This is a genomic window from Heliomicrobium sulfidophilum (genome assembly GCF_057715735.1).
In genome coordinates, this window is the sequence record NZ_JBVTZZ010000004.1 from 796,417 (window position 1) to 815,685 (window position 19,269).

At 59.0% G+C, this 19,269-nt stretch carries 15 protein-coding genes and 1 pseudogene; 5 read left to right on the forward strand and 11 right to left on the reverse strand.

All coding sequences use genetic code 11. The features are described 5' to 3' along the window. Positions 1-318 precede the first annotated feature (318 nt). Both AC0CW1_RS05480 and AC0CW1_RS05485 read right to left on the reverse strand, forming a co-directional pair. Positions 319-645 carry an Hpt domain-containing protein gene (locus AC0CW1_RS05480; RefSeq protein WP_488182036.1) on the reverse strand — a complete coding sequence of 109 codons (327 nt, stop codon included), beginning with the start codon at positions 643-645 and terminating at the stop codon, positions 319-321. 14 nt (positions 646-659) lie between these two features. After that, a complete protein-coding gene (locus AC0CW1_RS05485; protein WP_488182037.1) occupies positions 660-2,288 on the reverse strand; it encodes a DUF2334 domain-containing protein in 1,629 nt (542 codons plus the stop codon). Positions 2,289-2,781: 493 nt separating this feature from the next. On the opposite strand from AC0CW1_RS05485, the pseudogene AC0CW1_RS05490 reads away from it, so the two are divergent. Together AC0CW1_RS05490 and sigK are read left to right on the forward strand one after the other, a co-directional pair. Beyond that, positions 2,782-3,126 (forward strand): annotated as a pseudogene (locus AC0CW1_RS05490) (cell wall hydrolase); the annotation flags it as partial. Positions 3,127-3,227: 101 nt separating this feature from the next. Further along, entirely contained in the window at positions 3,228-3,971 is a 744-nt protein-coding gene (gene sigK, locus AC0CW1_RS05495) for an RNA polymerase sporulation sigma factor SigK (protein ID WP_488182038.1), read from the forward strand. Here sigK and AC0CW1_RS05500 read toward each other — a convergent pair whose 3' ends face one another. From AC0CW1_RS05500 to AC0CW1_RS05535, 8 genes are all read right to left on the reverse strand, one after another. Next, positions 3,972-5,525 carry a phosphoenolpyruvate carboxykinase (ATP) gene (locus tag AC0CW1_RS05500; protein WP_488182039.1) on the reverse strand — a complete coding sequence of 518 codons (1,554 nt, stop codon included), beginning with the start codon at positions 5,523-5,525 and terminating at the stop codon, positions 3,972-3,974. Positions 5,526-5,889: 364 nt separating this feature from the next. Next, complete coding sequence (asd, locus tag AC0CW1_RS05505) at positions 5,890-6,714, reverse strand: archaetidylserine decarboxylase (protein WP_488182040.1); 825 nt, start codon at positions 6,712-6,714, stop codon at positions 5,890-5,892. A gap of 334 nt (positions 6,715-7,048) precedes the next feature. Continuing rightward, on the reverse strand, positions 7,049-8,737 hold the full coding sequence (locus tag AC0CW1_RS05510) for an alkaline phosphatase (RefSeq protein ID WP_488182041.1): 1,689 nt from the start codon (positions 8,735-8,737) through the stop codon (positions 7,049-7,051). A gap of 204 nt (positions 8,738-8,941) precedes the next feature. After that, a complete protein-coding gene (locus AC0CW1_RS05515; protein ID WP_488182042.1) occupies positions 8,942-10,132 on the reverse strand; it encodes a peptidoglycan-binding protein in 1,191 nt (396 codons plus the stop codon). A 421-nt stretch (positions 10,133-10,553) separates the two neighbouring features. Next, a complete protein-coding gene (locus AC0CW1_RS05520; protein WP_488182043.1) occupies positions 10,554-12,137 on the reverse strand; it encodes a GMC family oxidoreductase in 1,584 nt (527 codons plus the stop codon). Further along, entirely contained in the window at positions 12,134-12,781 is a 648-nt protein-coding gene (locus tag AC0CW1_RS05525) for a gluconate 2-dehydrogenase subunit 3 family protein (protein ID WP_488182044.1), read from the reverse strand. Before AC0CW1_RS05525 ends, AC0CW1_RS05520 begins: the two co-directional genes overlap by 4 nt. 12 nt (positions 12,782-12,793) lie before the next feature. Next, positions 12,794-13,186, reverse strand: coding sequence for a hypothetical protein (locus AC0CW1_RS05530; RefSeq protein WP_488182045.1), 393 nt, complete (start codon positions 13,184-13,186; stop codon positions 12,794-12,796). A 61-nt stretch (positions 13,187-13,247) separates the two neighbouring features. Then, the gene (locus AC0CW1_RS05535) at positions 13,248-13,625 is read right to left on the reverse strand and encodes a hypothetical protein (RefSeq protein WP_488182046.1); all 378 of its coding nucleotides are present in this window, start codon (positions 13,623-13,625) and stop codon (positions 13,248-13,250) included. Between the two features lie 53 nt (positions 13,626-13,678). On the opposite strand from AC0CW1_RS05535, the gene AC0CW1_RS05540 reads away from it, so the two are divergent. Then, on the forward strand, positions 13,679-13,867 hold the full coding sequence (locus AC0CW1_RS05540; protein WP_488182047.1) for a hypothetical protein: 189 nt from the start codon (positions 13,679-13,681) through the stop codon (positions 13,865-13,867). 142 nt (positions 13,868-14,009) lie between these two features. Here AC0CW1_RS05540 and AC0CW1_RS05545 read toward each other — a convergent pair whose 3' ends face one another. Further along, positions 14,010-15,416: an ATP-binding protein gene (locus AC0CW1_RS05545; protein WP_488182048.1), complete on the reverse strand. Its 1,407-nt coding sequence runs from the start codon at positions 15,414-15,416 to the stop codon at positions 14,010-14,012. Between the two features lie 160 nt (positions 15,417-15,576). Here AC0CW1_RS05545 and AC0CW1_RS05550 point away from each other — a divergent pair, with 160 nt between their 5' ends. Both AC0CW1_RS05550 and fdhF read left to right on the forward strand, forming a co-directional pair. Next, positions 15,577-16,140 carry a hypothetical protein gene (locus tag AC0CW1_RS05550; RefSeq protein ID WP_488182049.1) on the forward strand — a complete coding sequence of 188 codons (564 nt, stop codon included), beginning with the start codon at positions 15,577-15,579 and terminating at the stop codon, positions 16,138-16,140. A 32-nt stretch (positions 16,141-16,172) separates the two neighbouring features. Beyond that, positions 16,173-19,190, forward strand: a complete 3,018-nt coding sequence (gene fdhF, locus AC0CW1_RS05555; RefSeq protein WP_488182050.1) for a formate dehydrogenase subunit alpha — start codon at positions 16,173-16,175, stop codon at positions 19,188-19,190. Positions 19,191-19,269 lie beyond the last annotated feature (79 nt).

Below are 19,269 nucleotides of genomic sequence, written 5' to 3' on the forward strand. Positions count from 1 at the left end.
CGCGATCAGATCCAGCCAAGCGGCCACACCAAGAGAAAAACCATACAACCCCAAATAGGGCCAAGAAAAGCTCCCCTTATCGGCTCGACGCAAAATCCCTGCTACCGATACCAACAAGATCAAGCTGAGACCGTAAACAAAATGCATATAATCCATTTGGCGCGTGAAAAATGGAATCATGCAAGAACCCGCCTTTCGGGACCACAGATCAGACCGACGGCTCTATTGCGTCTATCGTAGCATATTGATGTGATTTTTTCATGGGTTCCGAAATATGGCCCCGATGGTTGCGCCTCATAGGCCAAAAGGCTTTTTCTTCTATTGTTGTTCCAGCCTGCTTTTGATCCGGGACAGTTCATCACGAAGAGCGGTCCATTCGCGACAGATTCGCTCGAAATCGCCGGATACAGCGCAGGCTTCCAAGGTTTTTGCCATTTCTCCCACATCGTCGAGACGGAAATTGAAGGCAGCGCCCTTGATATCATGAAACAGCGCTTTTAGCGCCTTCAAATCACTCTTGGGCAGCGCTTCCTCAATGCCGGCCAGGGTGTTCTCGGCCTCTTCAAAAAAAACATCCAATGCCTCCCGAAACTCTTCCGGGGTCAACAGGAGAGACTCTGCCGCTTTTTCCAGATCAAAACTCATCTTCCCTATCTCCCTTACTCCTTCTTCATTCTTTCCATGACCCCTACGATGGCCAACCCCGCCAGGACAACTCCGGCTAAAGTGAGGGCCGTCGCCTTCACGTCCCCTGTCAAGTCAAGCAGGGAAAAGGGAGAATCTTCTAAGGCGTCGCCCTTGACGATGGGATCCCATAGTACCGCTGCGTCCTCGGCGAGGGCGCCTGACGTTCGAGCCGGCGAGACGGTTACCTCCCTGACAGGCAGGCTGCGGGCATCGAGGAACTGAAAGCCCCGTTGCTGCATCCCTTCGACAAACTGAATCAGCCGCCCGCTGTCGAGGAAGGAGTGGAAAAAGGCGCCGGCTGCACAATCCCGCACCAGGGCCACTTCATCAGCCCCTTGCAGCATCGGCGCCACCGGATCATCCAACCGGAAGTCGAAAAAACCAATGTTCTCTGGGATGACCTGGTAGCCATACTGATCCTTCTTCAGTAGGTAAGGGACCTTTTGGGTCAACCTCGAATGACCGGAGATCTGGGGAGAGCCCACGAGAAGACTGACCTGGTCGCGCAAGTGGATATAGGTGTCGCGGTTCATGGCGTAATGAGGCGCCGTGATGCCTAGGGGATGCAACCCAAGGTTGCGCAGATCGCTGATCGCACGGTCCCAGCGGCGCTCCGCCCAATCGGGAAAGGTCCGGGAGAAGATCGGCCTCTCTCTGCTGTCGTCCCAAAATTCAAAGCCCCAGCCGGTCTCGGTATCCCCGACCTGGTGGGTCAAGCCGTGGACTAGGATCGTGCCGCCAGAGGCCTCCATGTAGCGGAGCGCTTCCACCACGTCGGGACGTTCCGCCAGGCCCACCTGCTCTCCCGTCTTCGGATTGAAATAGATGGGAACGACAGTGACCATAAAGGGAATGTTGCGGCGTTTCAACACATCGGCAAATTGGCGCAACATCTCCGGCGAACGGAGCGGGTGCACGTCTTCAATGCGCAAGGTGGCCCATCGCTTCCCTTCCGGGGGGTGGCCCAGAAAATCATACAACTGATCGGCCACCAGCAGATAAGCCCGGCTGTCAAGGTCGGTATCGGCAATATACCAAAAGCGCTGGCAGCGCAAGCCGAATGGAAAGCGCCCCTTCAGGGTGTCGGCCCAAGCCCAGACCTGGCTGTCGGAGGGATACTCGCTCACCATGTTCAATTGTTGCAGCCGATTCGACGGCAGAGACGAATCTTTGTAAATATAGGTGATCGGCTGGCCTTCGGAAAGGCGAGTCTGCCAGCGAGGACCGCCGGACACCTCCAACTGTTCGATGTTGCGTCCCAGCCACATGACTGCACCATGAAAACGGGTCACATCACGCAGGAGAGCGCGGGGCACTTTTTCTGGGTAGGTTCCCATGTAGATGAAGGCATCATAACGGGCAAGATCTCCTTGCCGGTAGTCACCGCTTGCGCGCAAAGTCACCTCCACGTCAAAATGACCGAGAAGGTTTTGCATCATGACAGGCCAGTTCTGCTCCTGCCAGGGCAAAGTGCCCCGCAAGAGCCGCGGTGTGGGGTAAACGACGAGGACGGTCTTAGCGGCAGCAACAGATTCATCCTGGATGGCATTCCTCGCACCGGTCGCCTCTACCGCAACGGCAGCAGGGGCAGAAAAGAACAACAGAAAAAGGAACGCTGACACTGTTACCGCTGTGATTAGGTGGACGTTGATTGGGGTTGACTGTCGGGATGCGTTCAAAATATCACCTGATTGTCTCGTCGTTTCGTTCATGTTGGAATGATGCCTTTGGCAGCGCTTAGAGTTCTCATCCTTGCAATTCCATGCTACAGGGAAAAAACCTTCTTTCCTCTGTAAGAAAAATCGGCCGCTCCCGGATGGGTCGTATTTGCATGGACTGTCACCCTATCGCCCATACTATCCCCGAAAATGGATTGCCCTATCGATGTGAATGAAAAGGGGGTCTTAGATGCAAACGCTTCGAATCGGGGGCAAAGCGGGACTCTTCCTGCTGATCATGGCGATGCTCCTGTTCCCCTGGCCAGACAGCGAACCTTCGCTCCCCATGACTTACGGGCAGTTCCTGGAACAGTTCGGGCCGGAGATCGAGATGGCCGAAGCTCAGGCGATCGGACGGGGTTGGCCCCGCTCCTATGATGTCTGGATGATGGCGCGATGCATCACCGGCGAGGCCCGTGGCGAGCCCTATGTGGGCCAGGTGGCTGTCGGTGGTGTCATCCTCAACCGTTTGCGTAGCCCGGTCTTTCCGAACACTGTATCAGGCGTCATCTTCCAACCGGGTGCCTTCACGGCTGTCGATGACGGGCAGATTTGGATGAATATCAACCAGACCAGTCTCAAAGCCGCCCGCGACGCCCTTGCCGGTTGGGATCCTAGCAGCGGCGCTCTCTATTACTTCAATCCGGCCACTGCGACAAGCAAATGGATCTGGAGTCGCCCCCAGATCAAACGCATCGGCAAACACATCTTCACCAAATAGCTGTAAGACCCTCCCGATCGGGAGGGTCTTTTGTTCGAGGCTGGACTCGCACATACCCCCTTTTATTTCCATAAAGTGGAATTAAGTATGGGGGTGATCGATTGGTAACGGCATGTGTTGCCGCCTTTCTGGTCTTACTGCTTAAAGGTTTTGCCTTTTTTTTCGGCGGTCTGAACAGCAACTCATTTCCCAAGCCCCTCTCGGTCGAGGAGGAAGCGGAATGCATCGCCCGCACGGCCAGCGGCGACGCAGCAGCCCGAGAGAAACTGATTACCCACAACCTGCGCCTGGTGGCGCATATCTGCAAGAAGTACTACTCGAATGACGAAGAAATCGAAGAGTTGATCAGCATCGGAACGATCGGTCTGATCAAGGCGATCAACACCTTTAAGGCCGAAAAGAAGGTGCGCCTGAGCACCTACGCCTCCCGATGCATCGAGAATGAGATCCTCATGCATTTCCGAGACAAAAAGCGCGATTCCCGGGTCGTCTCCTTCGAGGAGTCGGTGGGGGTAGACAAGGACGGGAACATGATGACCTACAGCGACATCCTCGGCACCGATAGCGACACGGTGGCCGAAATGGTCGAGCGGTCTTTTGAAATCGAGGATCTTCAGGAAAAGGTCAAGCGGCGCCTGAACAAAAAAGAGCGCGAGATCCTGACGCTCCGTTACGGTCTGACCGACGGCACTCCGAAGACGCAGCAGACCGTGGCTGACCTGTTGAACATTTCTCGCAGCTATGTGAGCCGGATCGAGGGGCGGGGGATTCGGAAGTTGCTCAAGGAGTATACGAAGGAGCTTACAGGGAGCAACGATGGGCTGGGGCCGAATAAGCGCGGGTAATCAAGAAGGACGCTTTTGAAACGCCTTCTCCACAGCCTCCCGGATCTCCCCCGACAAGCCAGGGAAGCGGGCCAGCCACTTGCGCCGTTCGTTACGAAGTTTTTCGACACGGGCCTGGTACTCCTCTTCGCTGTAGAAGCGGCGGGGCATCAGTTCCTCGATGTCGAGGCCGGGTACAGAGACGGGCACCTCGTAGCCCCAGTCGGGGTCGACGGTCCACTCGATGCGTCCGTGAGCAATCTCTTTCATCAACGTGGTAGAGACCTTGATGGAGAGCTTGATCCCGGCGTCCCCCTCGTGGGCGCCGACGGATCCTGTATTCAACAGATAGCACTCCATATCGGGGTTGTTGCGCAGGATCTCTAGCAGGCGGTGTCCCTCTTCCTCTTCGGGACCGACGATGAAGGGGTTAGTCCCCACCTCGCGCTTGGACTGGCCGGCCTTCGTCGGGTCACCGGCAGAGGTCTCGATGGATTCGCCAAGCATGAAGTAAGCGGCGCCCTGGACAGGGTTCAAGCGGGCTAGGGGCGGTACGATGTCGTTACGGCGGGTGATGAAGATGATCTTGTGGGCTTTTTGCAGGTCGATGGAGTCGTCCGAGCCGGCCACTTCCTTGCGCAGGACGATGCCGCGGCCGTTGGAAGTCAGCTCCTGGTTGAAGAAGTCGATGACGCCGCCCTCGAAGACCTTGATGTTCTCAAAGAGGGCATTAGGGGACACGGCAGCATTGTAAAGCACCTTCTGGGGCTTGTCGAGGCCGTCGGTCTTGATGTAGAAACCGTCTTCCGTGCCGGCGCAGAAACCGTTGGGATCCATGAGCACGATGTCGTCCTGGCGGATGATCACCCGCTCGTCGCCAGTGAGGCCGTGGTCGTGAATGGTGAGGGTCGTCTTTCCGGTGCCGCTGAGACCGAAAAGAATGAAGCCCACATCCTTTAGTTCACCGGCGGCATCGCGGACGCGAAGCACCTTGGAGCCTGCATGGAGGCCCAAGCCGCCCTGTTGCTTCGTCCGGAACATGGCCATGCGCAGGAAGGATTTTTTGCACTCGCCGAAGTAGTCGGTGCCCAGGATATATGTAACGCCAGCCAGAGGATGGCAGAAGATGACTCGCTCAGGCCACTCGGGGACATAGATGCTGATCAGGTCAGGCTCTTTGTCCTTGTCCACGGGGGCGAACAGGGAATGGATCCACATGGCGGGGATGCGCGCATAGGGCTCGGTGATGTAAAGGCGGCAGTGGTAGGTATGGTCGGCGTCAACTCCCATCTGCCGGTCGAGGCGGATGACGCTCTTATCGGTCAGGTAGCGGTGCACTTCGGCGGCCAGGGCGGTTGCTTTTTCCAAGGAGATCCCCTGCTGGTCAACGCCCAGGGTGATGCCATCTTCCACGAGGTAGGTTTTCTTGGCGCTGCGGTTGCGCACTTCTGAGACGTAACAGGGACTGCCGAATTCAGTCGTGTGTTCCTCGCCCCGAGCCATTTCCCGCAGTTGCGCCGCCGTTGGGTTGTCGATCAGGCGGGCAATCTCAAGGGGTTGGCGGAAAGGATGCATGGTATGACACCTCCATTAGTGTGGCAAACCCCCGGTCTATGGAGCGGCCTTCCCACCCGGTAAGGGCCAGGGAAAACCGGTTACTGTCAAATGAAACCGGGGAAACGTCTTAACGATGGTGTCGATGCGGCGCTGAAAAAAACGCTTCCTGTCGCTGCCGTTGGAAGGTTTTGCCCAGAACAGCTAATTCGACACAACAATGGAGAGCCCTCCTTTTTTCGAATCTTGCATGAATACAAATAAAATGGCCCATTTGGGCCAATAGATTAAGATTGCGCCGCTTTAATCCTAGATTATGAGTATTTATTCACCGATAATGCCATACAATTAAAAAAAGACCGGCCAAATTTGCCGGTCTTTTTTCTTAAATAATTTTTTCCGCAAGCTCCTCGCCCATCTTCAGACGGACGCCGGTCTCAATGCCAGGCTTCCAGCGGATGGCCCCTGGTTCATAGAGGAGGATTACCGTGGAACCGAACTCAAAGTAGCCCAACTCGTCCCCTTTTTCCAGGCAGGGACCCTCGGTCAGGGAAACGAGCTTCGCCCGTTTGCGGCGGTTGATTTCGGCGTAATCAACGCGGATGCTGCCGACCATCATGGCGCCCACCTTGATCACCGCGACTTGTCCCACATCGCTGTTCATGTAGGTGATCAGGCGCTCGTTGCGGGCGAAGAGATTGGGCACTCCCCGCACGCCTAGGTCGTTGACGGGATAGAGGCGCCCGGGCCAGTAGACGTACCCGGTCACCCTTCCGGAAAGGGGGGCATGGATGCGGTGGTAGTCACGGGGGCTCAGGTAGATGGTGATAAACTCTCCCCCGGTGAATCGCCGGGCTTGTTCAGCGTCGCCCAGGAGTTGTTCCAGCGAGTAGTTGATCCCTTTGGCTTGGATCAGGCGACCGGCCGATACGGTCCCCATCTGGGACACCTGACCATCGACAGGGCTCACGATGGTCCGCTCATCGGGACAGACGGGGCGCATGCCTGGCTTCAGGCGGCGGCAGAAGAAATCGGCCAGTGAGCGATACTCCTGCCAGGATTTTTCCGCTTCCTCCAGGTTCACGCCATAGCGGCGGATAAACCAAGGGATGGCCCTCCGGCTCCAGCGGGAAGCAGCCCACTTCCCGCTTTGGCGGGACAGCCAGGTTTGGGGCAGCATATGTAGAATGGCTAGTTTGACGCGTCGCAACCTTTTCCCTCCTGGCTGATTGTCTACCATCGTTCAGCATAACCGAGGGGAAGCATTCCTGTCAAATCTGATACAATGAATATGACTAAATGTTCGACCGCTTTTCCGCTTAGTGTTCTCCTAAAGGAACTTCATTATGGCGATTTCACCGGGTAAAAACAATGGAAAAGTTCGGCAAGGAGGTTTTTCGCGATGAAGAAGAAGAAAAACTAGCCAATTGACAAAGGCAGCGAAAAAGACCCGCGCATCCCGCGCGGGTCTTTTCTTGTTCCACGAAGCGGTCGATCGGTGACATGATCAATGCGCCGATACATGTCCGCTGTTGATAACAAATCTATTTCTTGACCCCTTTCAGGGCAGCAGCAAAGAGATCCACCGCTTCCTGGGGCACATAGACGGGGCTGTCTTCCTTGCCGCGGACGGTCAGGCCGGTCATCGTCGATGTCTTGTCGTTGATGGTGATGATATCGGTGCTGATGGGCAATTTGGCTTTTACGCCGTCTTTTTCTACGACGACGACGGGGTTTTTGGCGTCGGTGGCGTCGATTTCACACTTGGCGCCCAGTTTGGTGAAGGCTTCTTTGGCGTTGACCATCAGCTTCTTGTTCAGTTCGCCCAAATCGAAGCCTATCGCTTTTGCCATCACTCTGGCTGCGTCAGTGTTGTCCACCAGTCCGGACATGCTGTTAGGTCCGTAGCTGTAAACCATGACATCTTCACCGGTATGGCCGTGGGTCGTCCAGCCGATGCGTGCCCGCTTGCTCAGGATCCTGCCGATGCCATAGTCGCGGTCGCCGTCTTTGACCAGCCATTTTTTCACCTCTGCGAGTTCCTCGTCGGTCACGTCGGTGATGCTGTAGTACTTGGCGATGACTTCCTTGATTTGTTCATCTGTAGCGTCTTTCGGCAGCTCGCGGACGATATAATCGGAGGTGCGGCTCACCTTGAGCAGCGGCGTCATCACCGTATCAAGGGGCATTTTGTCGTATGAATCGTCGGAGAGGCCGTTGCCGATGGTGATGCCGCCGTTGCCATGGTCGGTGGTCACAATCAGCAGGGTGTTCTTGTCCTTTTTCGCGAAGTCAAGGGCCACTTTGACGGCGCGGTCAAAGGCGTTGATGTCGCTGATGAGGCCAACAGGGTCATTGGCGTGGGCAGACCAGTCCACTTCACTGCCTTCGACGAAGAGGAAGAAGCCATCTTTGTCTTCTCTGAGCGTGTCGATGGCTTTTTGGGTCATCTCAGCCAGGCTCGGTTGTTTGGCCGGGTTGCGATCGATATCGCGGTCCAGGGAGACATCGGCGAACATGCCCCAGATCTTGTCAGCAGTGGAGTTCTTCATCTTTTCAGTGTCGGTGACATAATCGTAACCGCGTTCCTTGATGATCTTGATCAGATCCTGTCCGTCAGCACGGTTCGGGCCGAGGTACTTGGCGCCGGCGCCGAGGACAACGTCCATGTCCTGATAGACCTGTTGTTCGGCGATCTCTTCATAGTTGGATCGCTTATACCAATGGGAGGATGTCGCAGCCGGGGAGGCGTGCTGGATCTGGGACGTAGAGACGATGCCGGTGGCCTTCCCCATCAGCTTGGCCCCTTCCAGCACAGTGGCAACCGGTTTGAAGGGTTCGTTGCCGCTGTATTCTTTGGCGCCAGGGATGTTGATCTGGTCGGGGAGGACCGATATGTAGCCGCTGTCGCTCTTGAAGCCCGTTGAAAAGGCGGTGCCGGCCGGCGCGGAGTCGGTGATGATCGAGTTAGAACCGTAGGTTCGCTGCAAGGCCAAATCAAAAGCGGGATCATCGAGGGTCAGACGGGCATTGGGATTCTTAGACTTGGCGATATTGTACCAGCGAGTCAGCGTCGTGCCGCCAATCGAGTTGCCATCGCTCAGCATGAAGATGACGTTTTTCGCTTTGCCTTTGTTAGCCTTCATGTCGGCGGCAAGAGCGGGCGTCAGGGACGTGAGCAGCATCGTCGTCCCCATCATGGCGGCGATCAGATTTTTTGTCGCCTTGTTCATTTTTTGACCTCCTCATCGGTTTTCAGCTTCTAACTTATCATTTAAATGTTAAATAAGGATGATGGAAGATTAAGATACATAGTAATTTTCATGATCGAATTTGTTAAAATTAGGGTCACTTTGCCAGAAGAAGTTAGGGGAACCCATCCGGATGCCGGATCGGCCCCCTAACTTCGTTTTTCTTTGGCTTTTCCATTGGTGGCGCTACGCATCTTCCTCGGATGCGCTGACGGCCGGTTGCAGCTCGATCTCCACGCTAACGCCCTGCCGTGTGCCCAGATTGGTCGCTGCCAGTGTATACCGTCCGGGATAACGGACATCCTGCCCCGTATTGCTAGACTGATTCCACGTCTCCTGGAATGCCTGATACTCAGTCGGCTGCAGGACGATGGTTTCTGCGATGGGATTGAAGGACCGGCCGCGGGACCAGCGCCAGACCTCGATGCCGCTCAATCCCAAATCGATGGACAGATCGTAACGCTGGGAAGAAGGGTAATCGAGGGTGAGTGGCTGTGTGCCTACATTGGTTTTGATGAAGGTGATCAGAACGGGCTCTCCCGGCCGGTAAACGGCCTTGTTCGTGTACAGGGTGTAACGGATGTTGTTGATCACACGGGTGATGCGGTGGCGTGGGGGCCGGGGCAGATCGCCGCAGGATTCCCCCAGGGACAACCAGGTCTCCAGATTGGCCCGCCCCGTTGGGTTGATCCCGACCTCGGCCTGGAACGTTCTCACGGCATTTTCCGTCGCCTGATCATAGACGCCGGTCACAGTGACGAGGTACTCGGCCGCATCAAGCAGCCTTTGCAGGCGCCTGACGGCCTCCCCTGTGCTCCCCCGGGCCAGGTCGGGACAGGTTGGCCCCGCCGGAGGAGTGGGCGCAGGCGGTGTGGGAGGCGTAGGCCGCGGCGTCGGCGGTGTCGGTCGAGGCGCGGGCGGGGCAGGCGGCGCCGGGCGGCGCGGCGGGGTCACTGGTGGTCGCTGTCCCGGCTGCCTTGGAAAAGGCGGAATGGGTGGACGGGCGCAGTTGACACCGAGGGCTTGCCATTCCGCCCTTTCGACCACGCCGGAGAGAGCCAGATTCTGGCGACGTTGCAAGCCGATAACAGCGTTTCTTGTCGCCGTACCGAAGATCCCGTCGACAGGTCCCGGATTGAAACCGGCCCTGGTCAGCAACTGCTGGAGCCGTCTCACCGACGCGCCCCGGGAACCGAGGGACAGCCTTGGACAAAGCCCGCCCGGCGATACCGGCAAGGGGACCATGATCGCCTGCCCAACCTGCAAGACATCGGGGTTAGGCAGCCCGTTAGCCGCCAGCAACTGCTCCAATGTCACGCCATACCTCTGGGCGATGGCGGTCATGGTGTCGCCTGGTCGAACATAATAGACGATCAACCGAGATCACTCCTTTCTATTCGGTTCCATGATATTCCAGTCACACCTGATTGGTCCGTGAAATAAAAAACAGACGCCCAACTGAGCGCCTGCCGCGGAGGCCAGAGATGACAAGAGGCCGCCTTCGAAACGACAGCCTTCGTTAACCTTCTTCGTTAACCTTACATCTTAGCGCCATATCAGCCAAAAAACGCCAATAATCAGGCTCCAAAGCGGCACACTGATCAACACCGCCACGAACAATCCCCTGAAAAAGTTTGCCGGCCATTCATCCACCCTTTTACACCTCGTCGAAAACCTTTTTGAGCGATAGTTTCGCCGAACCTACCGACCCGATAAACGTAGAAGCCCCGTCCTTTTGTTCATAGAAAGACGAGGCCTCTGCGTTATTTTCAATCTGCTCTTTTACAGTTCGCTCCGCCTACAGTTCCCCCCGCCGGAAGGCCTCCTTGATCGCGTCCGCCGTCCGCCAGGCCAGACACATGGCCGTAAGGGTTGGGTTAGAGGCACCGGAGGTGACAAAGAGGGATGTGTCGGCGATGAACAGGTTGGGGTGGTCGTGAGCGCGTCCCCATTTATCCACGACAGAACGTCCGGGATCGTCGCCCATTCGGCAGCCGCCCAGCATATGAGATGTATCGGGCGCCACAAACTCCACCTTGCCCCCGGCGGATTCGAGGATGCCCTTGCACATCTCTACACCGGCGGCGATCACCTTGTGGTCATTGTCGCCATAGGTGAAAGTCACCTGCGGCGCTGGAAGACCGACCTCGTCCTTCTGGTCGGACAGGGTGATCCGGTTGCCTTCGCTAGGCAGGGTCTCGCCGACAATGGACAAGCGGGCGAAATAGTTGTAGTCGCGGCTCACCTCGCGCAGGTTTTTCCCCCACAACTCGGCTGCCTTGGCGACGATGTTCATGAAGGCCAGCGGTCGGGAGCCGTGGGCCAGGATGGAAAAGCCGCGCGCCCGTGAGCCGTCGGCAGGGGTTTCGTAGAATTCCTGGGTCAACGCCAGGATGGGCGTTCCTTTGTAAGGAAGGATCTCCTCGGAAAATCGCGCCATGATCTCGTGGCCAGAGTGGAGCATGAAGCACTTGCCCACCATGCCGCTGCTGTTGGCAAGGCCCTGAGGGTGGCGGGCATCGGTCGACATCAACAAGAGTCTGGGCGTCTCGATGGCCGAAGCGCAGAGGATGACGGCCCGCGCGCGCTGGCGGTACTCCTGGCCGTTGAAAAGGAAGGCGACCCCTTCCACCCGGTCATCGGACCGGCAGATCACCCGGCTGACCATGCAGCCATGGCGCAGTTCCACGCCGGCGTCAAGGGCCTGGGGGATATGGTGGATCAGGGTGGAGAACTTGGAGTTGGGCAGGCAGCCCTGGGCGCAGAAGCCCCGGTTGATGCAGGGCGGACGGCCCCGGTAGGGAGCTGACAGGATGGCCAGGGGCGCTACGGAACTGCGGATGCCCAGTTTTTCGCAGCCGATGCGCAGGACCTGATGGGTTCCTGCGATGGGCTCCCGCTCCGGGTAGGGATAGGGGCCCTGAAAGGCGCCCCAAGGGTAGTGCTTCGGGCCGGAGACGGGGATCTCAGCCTCCATCTTGCTGTAATAAGGCGCCACATCCTCATAGGCGATGGGCCAGTCCTCCCCCACCCCGTCGGTGGAGCGGGTGCGAAAATCAGAGGGGAAGAAACGGGGCACGACGGCGGTGAAGTGGAGCGTGCCGCCGCCGACGCCCGAGCCGGAGGTGTTGTGGCCCAGTTCAGGCGGGTTCGTCCCGGCGGTCAGCCGCTTGTAGCGCCAGGCAGTCCGCCGCATGTGCAATTCGTCGCTGACGAAGTCGCGGCTCACTTCCCAGTAGGGTCCCGCTTCGATCAGCACGACACGCAAGCCCGCCTGGCCCAACTCACGGGCCACAACAGCGCCTGTCGCCCCAGCCCCGACGATGACGGCGTCCACCTCTTCATCAAGCCACTTCCAGGCCAGGCCTGTTTCATGGTTCATCGGTCAACCCTCCGCACCGGTCCCGGCCCGAAGCCATCCTTGGCCCGCTCCTCCACCCGCTCCGGAACGAGCCGCGGTTCCCAGGGGTCTTTCAAGCCGTATTCAATCCGGTAGTAACCGCGCGGGTAAGCCGGACCGCCGTAACCGATCTCGGACCAGATCTCCGGCTGGGAGTAGAAAAAGTCGATGGCTGTGCGGAGCATTTTTTTAAAGAAATCTTTCGAAGCCAGGCCCGTCCAGGTTACTTCCCCCCGCTGGGCCTTGCCAAGGACATCATCCATCTCCCAGGACGAGAGTTGCAGAAAAGAACGCTGGTAAAGCTGCAGGGCCGTGGCGTCCAGCCAGGCCAAACCGCCGCGCAGCAGTTGCTCCTCCGGCGGCTGGGTGACGGGATGATACCCCTGCCCCTGTTTTTCGGCCAGGTGGCGATCCAACTGCCCTACCACCCGGGCGAGCAGGTTTTCATCGCCCTCATCGACAAGCCGGCCGATGACCGCCTTCAGGATGGAAAACTCCAGAGGCGTGAACACCTGGGGAATGGCCGGCGGCTGCAACCTTTTTTCCACCAGGACGCGCGTGTTCTCGTCCCAATGGGGGCTCTCTCGCATCACATCATAATCGGGATAAATCGTCTTTACCGTCATGGCGCCCCCTCCTTACAGGTACAGGGCGAGCAGCCCCAGCAGCGACAGGGCCGACACCATGATCGGCAGCACTGGCGGCGGTCCCACCATGACGTTGTTCACACCCCAGCCGCCGACACGCTGACCGATCCCTTTGGCATGGTAGTAGAAACCGGCCAGACCGCTGACCAGTTCGCCGATGAGGGCGAAGAGAAAGAGCCAGCGCCAGATGGGGGCGTCGCGGATGGTCAGCGCCAAGCCGATCAAGGCGGCCACAGGCAGGCCGATGACCGGTCCCCACATGGCATAGTGGCGAAAATTCTGCCGGTAGTGAAAGAGGGTCACCTGGATGGCGACGAGGGCAAACGCCAGGGACGTGAACAGGATCAGGATCCGATCGATAGGCCATCCCAGCCAGCGATCCATATCGGCAAGCCTCCTTGCGCATCCACATTTTCACGTAGAAAACAGTTTGGCCGCGGCTTCTTCAGGCGTCTACATTGCCCCCGTAGGAGGCCAGCAATCCCTTGGCCTCCTCTTGCTTTTCGCCTTCGCAGACGACGGTGACCAGATAGTTCTCGCCGGTGACAAAGGTGGCGCCGTCGGACATCCCTGACGCCGTCGGCATGGCGGCGGCCATCACACGGGTGTCGTTGTCGCGCTCGATCCCTTCCACCAGCGAGGTCAGGCTGCGCCGCTCATCACCGGTCAGGGGACTGAAGTAGCGCTCCGCCGAATCAGGGTTGGGCATGTGGCTGACCCGGTCCACCTGAACCGTCTCATAGCCCTGTCCCGTGAGTTGACGTTTGGCCGCTTCAGCCGCCTCAGGCGAGCTGAAAAAGGCAAGAATCGTCTTTTCGCCCATAAAAAAACCCCCTTCTCTCGGCTAGTCTGCCGAAAAGAAGGGGGCCTTATCCTGTGTTGCAGGCGTTGCGGACAACTCGCCATGGTGTTGCGGACGAGACGCTGGCAACGGTTTCGGAAGCCCATGCCGGAGTCCCTACAAAACCGGGGCTGACGGTCAGCAACAGGGCCATCACGAAGCCAGTGAAAGCAGGTGTCCATTGCGAGCCTGCGCAACAGGCCGAGTCCCTTCACTTTGAGTGAACTGATTCAATTCACTCGTTATGTAGCGCAGCACAGCATCCCCTCCCTTGATCATGCATCCATATAGAATTGGCTGCCGGTGACACTGTTTTGACTGGGGCGCATCGTTCACCAGGAGCGTCTTCATCGCCAGGGGCGCCTCTCACCGTCTCTCCGGGGCCAGAGAGTCGATGAACTGTCGCGCCGTCCGGCCGGAACGGCCGTTGTGACGCATCTCCCAGCGCAGCGACCGTTGTCTCAGTTCTTCCGGATCCATGTCGATGCCCTGCTGCCGGGCCAACGTCTCGACGATCTCCAGATAAGCTTCTTGCCCAGGCGCGAGAAAAGTGACGGTAATCCCGAAGCGGTCGGCGAGAGACATCTTCTCTTGGTAGGTGTCGCCGGGGCGCAGTTCTCCATCATCGGTGAACTCCGGCCGGCGGTCGGCCGTCACCTCCCGGATGAGGTGGCGGCGGTTCGATGTGGCATAGATGGCCACATTGTCCGGGCGGACGGCGATGCCCCCTTCGAGGACAGCTTTCAGTTCTTTGTAGGAATCCTCTCCCTCCTCGAAAGAGAGGTCATCAATGAAGAGAATGAACTTCTGCGGCCGTTCCTTGAGCATGTCGACGATGAACGGGAAATCGGCGAGGCGGCTTTTGGGGACCTCCACCAGGCGCAGGCCCCGGTCGCCGAAACGGTGGATCAGCGCCTTCACCGTCGATGACTTGCCGGTGCCGCGATCACCGTAGAGCAGGACGTTGTTGGCCCGATATCCGGCCAGCAGCCGCTCCGTATTGCCGGTCACCTCGGCCCGCTGGCGCTCGTAGCCGACCAGTTCCTCCAGACGGATCGGGTCGGGACGGGTGAGGCCTGTCAGCCGCCCCTCCCAGCGAAAGGCGAGAAAATGGGCGAAGACGCCGGAACCAAATTGGCGGTGGTAACGGGCAAGGGATGGCGCCGCCTCGCGCCAGTCGGGGCAAGCGGCGAGCGCCTGTTTCATCTCCAACCGCGCCTTTTCAGGCAACGAATCGGTCGCTTCGGCAAGGGGACGGACCTCTTTCCAAGCTGGAACGAAACGTCCGCAAGCGGCTTGGGTTTGCGCCTGCCACCAGTCGGCAGACAGGCGGAAAAGGGTTTGCAGATTGGCCAGTTCCAGGGCGACCCCCTCCCGCATGGCCTCGCCCAGGCCTTCGTCGCCGAACTGGGCCTTCTTAGAAAAACTCGTCTCCATAACAAGCATGCGATCGAGGAGGTAGTTCTGCCAGGCGTCGCCGACAACCGGCGCCCGGCTCAACTCGCCGTAGCCGACGAGCCGCTCGAAGAGGTTCCAGTAGAGGCTTTGCGGCGAGGCCTCCCCGGCCCCCTGGGCGGAGATGCCGTAAAAGAGCTGACACAACCGCCGGGCCAGACGGATGGTCTCGTCCTCCAGCATGGGGCGGAAAAAGCCGAAGGCCTCCCAGGCCAGCAGGGCTTCCTGCAGGCTGGGCGCCGGCTGCTGGTCTGATCGCATCGGGATGGCCGAATGGGGGTTCTGCTGTTCCTTCGTTTCTCGCTGCTCCATTGTCATGTAGCGTCACCTTCCTTGTGTCGTTCCCTCCCATTGTACTCCATCGACGGCTTTCGACCAACGCCTACCGCTTCCAAATTGGCCTATCTTTGGGCATGGTTCCTGCCGGGGCATGGATGACCCCCTGCCTCCATATCTTCTAGCAGGTGAGGTGGTCGCCGTGGAAGCGCTGATCATGGGCTTTTTCCTGGGCGTCGCCATCTCCGCTTCCCCCGATCTGCCCAACCTGTACATCCTCGAATCGGGCCTCAGTTACTCCCGCAAGGAAGCGGTCAAGATGGCCCTGGCAACCCTGGTGACTGACAACCTGATCTTTCTCTGCCTGAGCGCCCTGTCGCTCGGCTTCAACCTTGAATGGAACCCCGGCGCCGTCTTCAAGCAGTTTTCCGGTCTCTTTCTCATCGTCATGGGACTGGCTTCCACGCTGAAAGCGAACCCCTTTGGCTTTCACACAGGCGGGTGCTGGCTCGGCGTCATCGGTTCCCTGATCAATCCCCTGGGCTACTTCCCCATCCTCCTGTTCATGTCATCCCTGCCTGAGGTCCACCAGAAAATCGCCGCCTATCTGGGCGCGTTGCTGGGCACCACCCTCTGGTTCGCCTTCCTGATTCTCTTTCTGTATTACCTGTCCCGCAGGCTGCGCTTGATCACCCGGCAGACCCTCTCGCGGGCGCTGTCGGTCCTCATCATCCTCGTTGGGGTATTTTTTGTCCTCTCGGGATAAAGCTAGAAAAAACGGCTCCGGGAGGCGCCAAGATGATGGAGTCAGAACCCCTATTTGAGGTAACCATCGACGGGCAACGCTTTAAAGGCCGCCTGGGAATGACCCTCTTTGAAATGGCCCGGGAAGTGGGCATCCCTATCCCTCACCTTTGTCATGAAGACAGCCTGCACCGTGAAGGCGGCTGCGGGCTCTGTGTCGTCGAGGAGGAACAGACAGGGCAGTTGCTCAAAGCCTGCGCCCTGCCGCTTCGGGACGGACTGGCAGTTAGAAATGACAGCGCTGTAGTCCGCGAGGAGCGCCGCGCCGCCCTGCAGCGAATGCTCCAGGGTCACCGGGTGGAATGCCCCGACTGCGAGAAGGAAGAGACCTGCCTGCTGCGCAGCTACGCCAATGCTTATGATGTGGAAATGGCCGGAGAACTGGCTTCTCTGCCGGAGCATTCGTCGCCGGGACCATCGTCCCTTCCGGCATCGCCAGCCGTCAGCATCCCGCCCCTTCCCCTTGCGCCGGACAACCCTTTTCTAAAACGGGATGAGCAAAAATGCACCGGTTGCGGATCCTGTGAACGGCTCTGCCCAGCCAACGAACTGATGTCCCATACCGTCGCAACTGGATTGTCCGGCGCACCGGGATTGCGCAGCGGCATTGTCGATGGGACAACCGCCTGTGACCACTGCGGAATCTGCCTGAACGTCTGCCCCACAGCGGCGCTGCTGGAACATTCGACCGCCCCCTCCGCCGCAAACGCTGCCGACGCAACGAAGGCCGCAAGCGCAACAAAGGCTGCAAAAGTTCCCGCAACTTTCGCCTCTGGAGATAGAATTGACGACGGGCTGGAAGAATGCCATGTCCCCTTGCCTGATGAAAAACGAGTCGCCAATCCGCAGGCGCAGGCAGGCAACCCCCCCAAACGCTCGCCGTCCATCCATCTGAAAAAGCCGGTCGTTCCCCGCAAGGGTCCCGTCGCCCTCAAGATCGCCAAGTCCAAGATTCCCGCCGACGCCCAGGGCGTCCGAACGACCTGCCCCTACTGCGGTGTCGGCTGCCAGCTACAACTGAAGGTGCACCAAGGCAGGGTGGTCGGTGTCGGCCGCGACAACTCGGGCGCCAACCGGGGACAACTCTGCGTGAAAGGCCAGTTTGGCTGGGAGTTTGTTCACCACCCGGACCGCCTTACAGACCCGCTGATCCGGCGCAACGGCCGCCTCGAACCGGCCAGTTGGGACGAGGCCCTCGATCTGATCAGCCAGCGCTTCCAATCGCTCCTCGACCAACAGGGCGGACATGCACTGGCCGGGTTCAGTTCCGCCAAGTGTACCAACGAGGAGAACTACCTCTTCCAAAAGTTCCTGCGCATCGCTCTCCAGTCCAATCATGTGGACCACTGCGCCCGCCTCTGCCACAGTTCCACCGTGGCCGGCCTGGCGACGGCCTTCGGCAGCGGCGCCATGACCAATGGCCTCAATGAGTTGCCTTTGGCTGACGTGATCCTGATCATCGGGGCCAATGTGACGGAGACACAGCCTGTGACCGGCTACCGCCTGCGTGAAGCCGCCAAAAAAGGCGCCAAGCTGATCGTCATCGACCCGCGCCGCATCGACCTGGTCAAAGACGCCCACCTCTGGCTCCGCCTCCGGCCCGGCACGAATACGGCCCTTCTCAATGGAATGGCCCATGTGATCCTCCGCGAAGGCTGGTGGAACCGAGACTTTGTGGCCACCCGCACCGAGGGCTTTGACGAATGGCGCGAGGGCCTTACGGACTATACGCCCGAGCGGGTCGAGGAACTCACCGGCGTCGCCGCCGCCGATCTCATCGAGGCCGCCCGCCTGTACGCCCAGGCCGAGCGTGGCTCCATCGTCTACGCCATGGGCATTACCCAGCACACGTCGGGAACGAACAATGTCTTCGCCGTGGCCAACCTGTCGGTCCTGTGCGGACAACTGGGCCGTGAAGGGACAGGCGTCAATCCCCTGCGCGGCCAGAACAACGTCCAGGGCGCCTGTGACATGGCCAACCTGCCCAACTACTTCCCAGGGTACCGCCACATCCTGGAAGAGGAAGACCGCCGGTTTTTCGCATCCTTCTGGGGAGTGGAGGCCCTGCCCGACTGGGTAGGCAAGACCGTGCCCGAGGTTTTTCACGGCATCCACAAGGGCGAAATCCGAGGGCTCTTCATCATGGGGGAAAACCCCATCCTGGCCGACCCGGACAGCAGTTATGTCGAAGAAGCCCTGCGCCATCTCGATTTCTTCGTCGTCCAGGACATCTTCCTCACCGAGACGGCCCGGCTGGCCCATGTCGTTTTGCCGGCAGCCTGCTTCGCTGAAAAGGATGGCACCTTCACCAACACGGAACGGCGGGTCCAGTTGATCCGCAAGGCCGTTGCGCCGCCCGGCAGCGCCCGCCCTGACTGGGAAATTCTCACGGCGCTGGCGAACCGCATGGGATTGTCCTGGCGGTATGACCACCCAAATGAGATCATGGAGGAGATCGCCGGCTGCACTCCCATCTACGGCGGTATCCGCCATGAGCGGTTGCAGGAGGGCGGGTTGCAGTGGCCATGTCCGGACATCGATCACCCAGGGACGCCCTTTTTGCACGAGGAACGCTTCACTCGCGGCAAAGGCAAGTTCCACCGGGTGGAACACCTGGCGCCCGACGAGAGCCCGGACCAGGAATACCCCTTGCTCCTGACGACAGGCCGCATCCTCTACCAGTACCACACGGGCAGCATGTCCCGCCGCGCCTCCAAGCTGTCCGAGATGGCCCCCGAAGAAAAAGCCCTCATCCATCCCGACGACGCCAGCCGTTCCGGCCTGAAAGACGGCGACCGCGCTTTCGTCGAGTCGCGGCGGGGGCGAGTCGTCACCTCTGTCCAGGTGACCGACGGTGTTCCGCCAGGCGTCGTCTTCATGACCTTCCACTACGCCGAAACGCCAACCAACCGCTTAACCAATGACGCTACCGATCCTATCTGCCGCATTCCCGAACTAAAGGGTTGCGCCATCCGGCTAGCGCCTGCCGGGGAACAGGAGGTTAGGCATTGATAAAACGATAAACAGCCCCTAAGCACAATGAACAGAAATCTCCTTTCGGATGCCCAAGCCTCTCTGTCCATCAAAAACA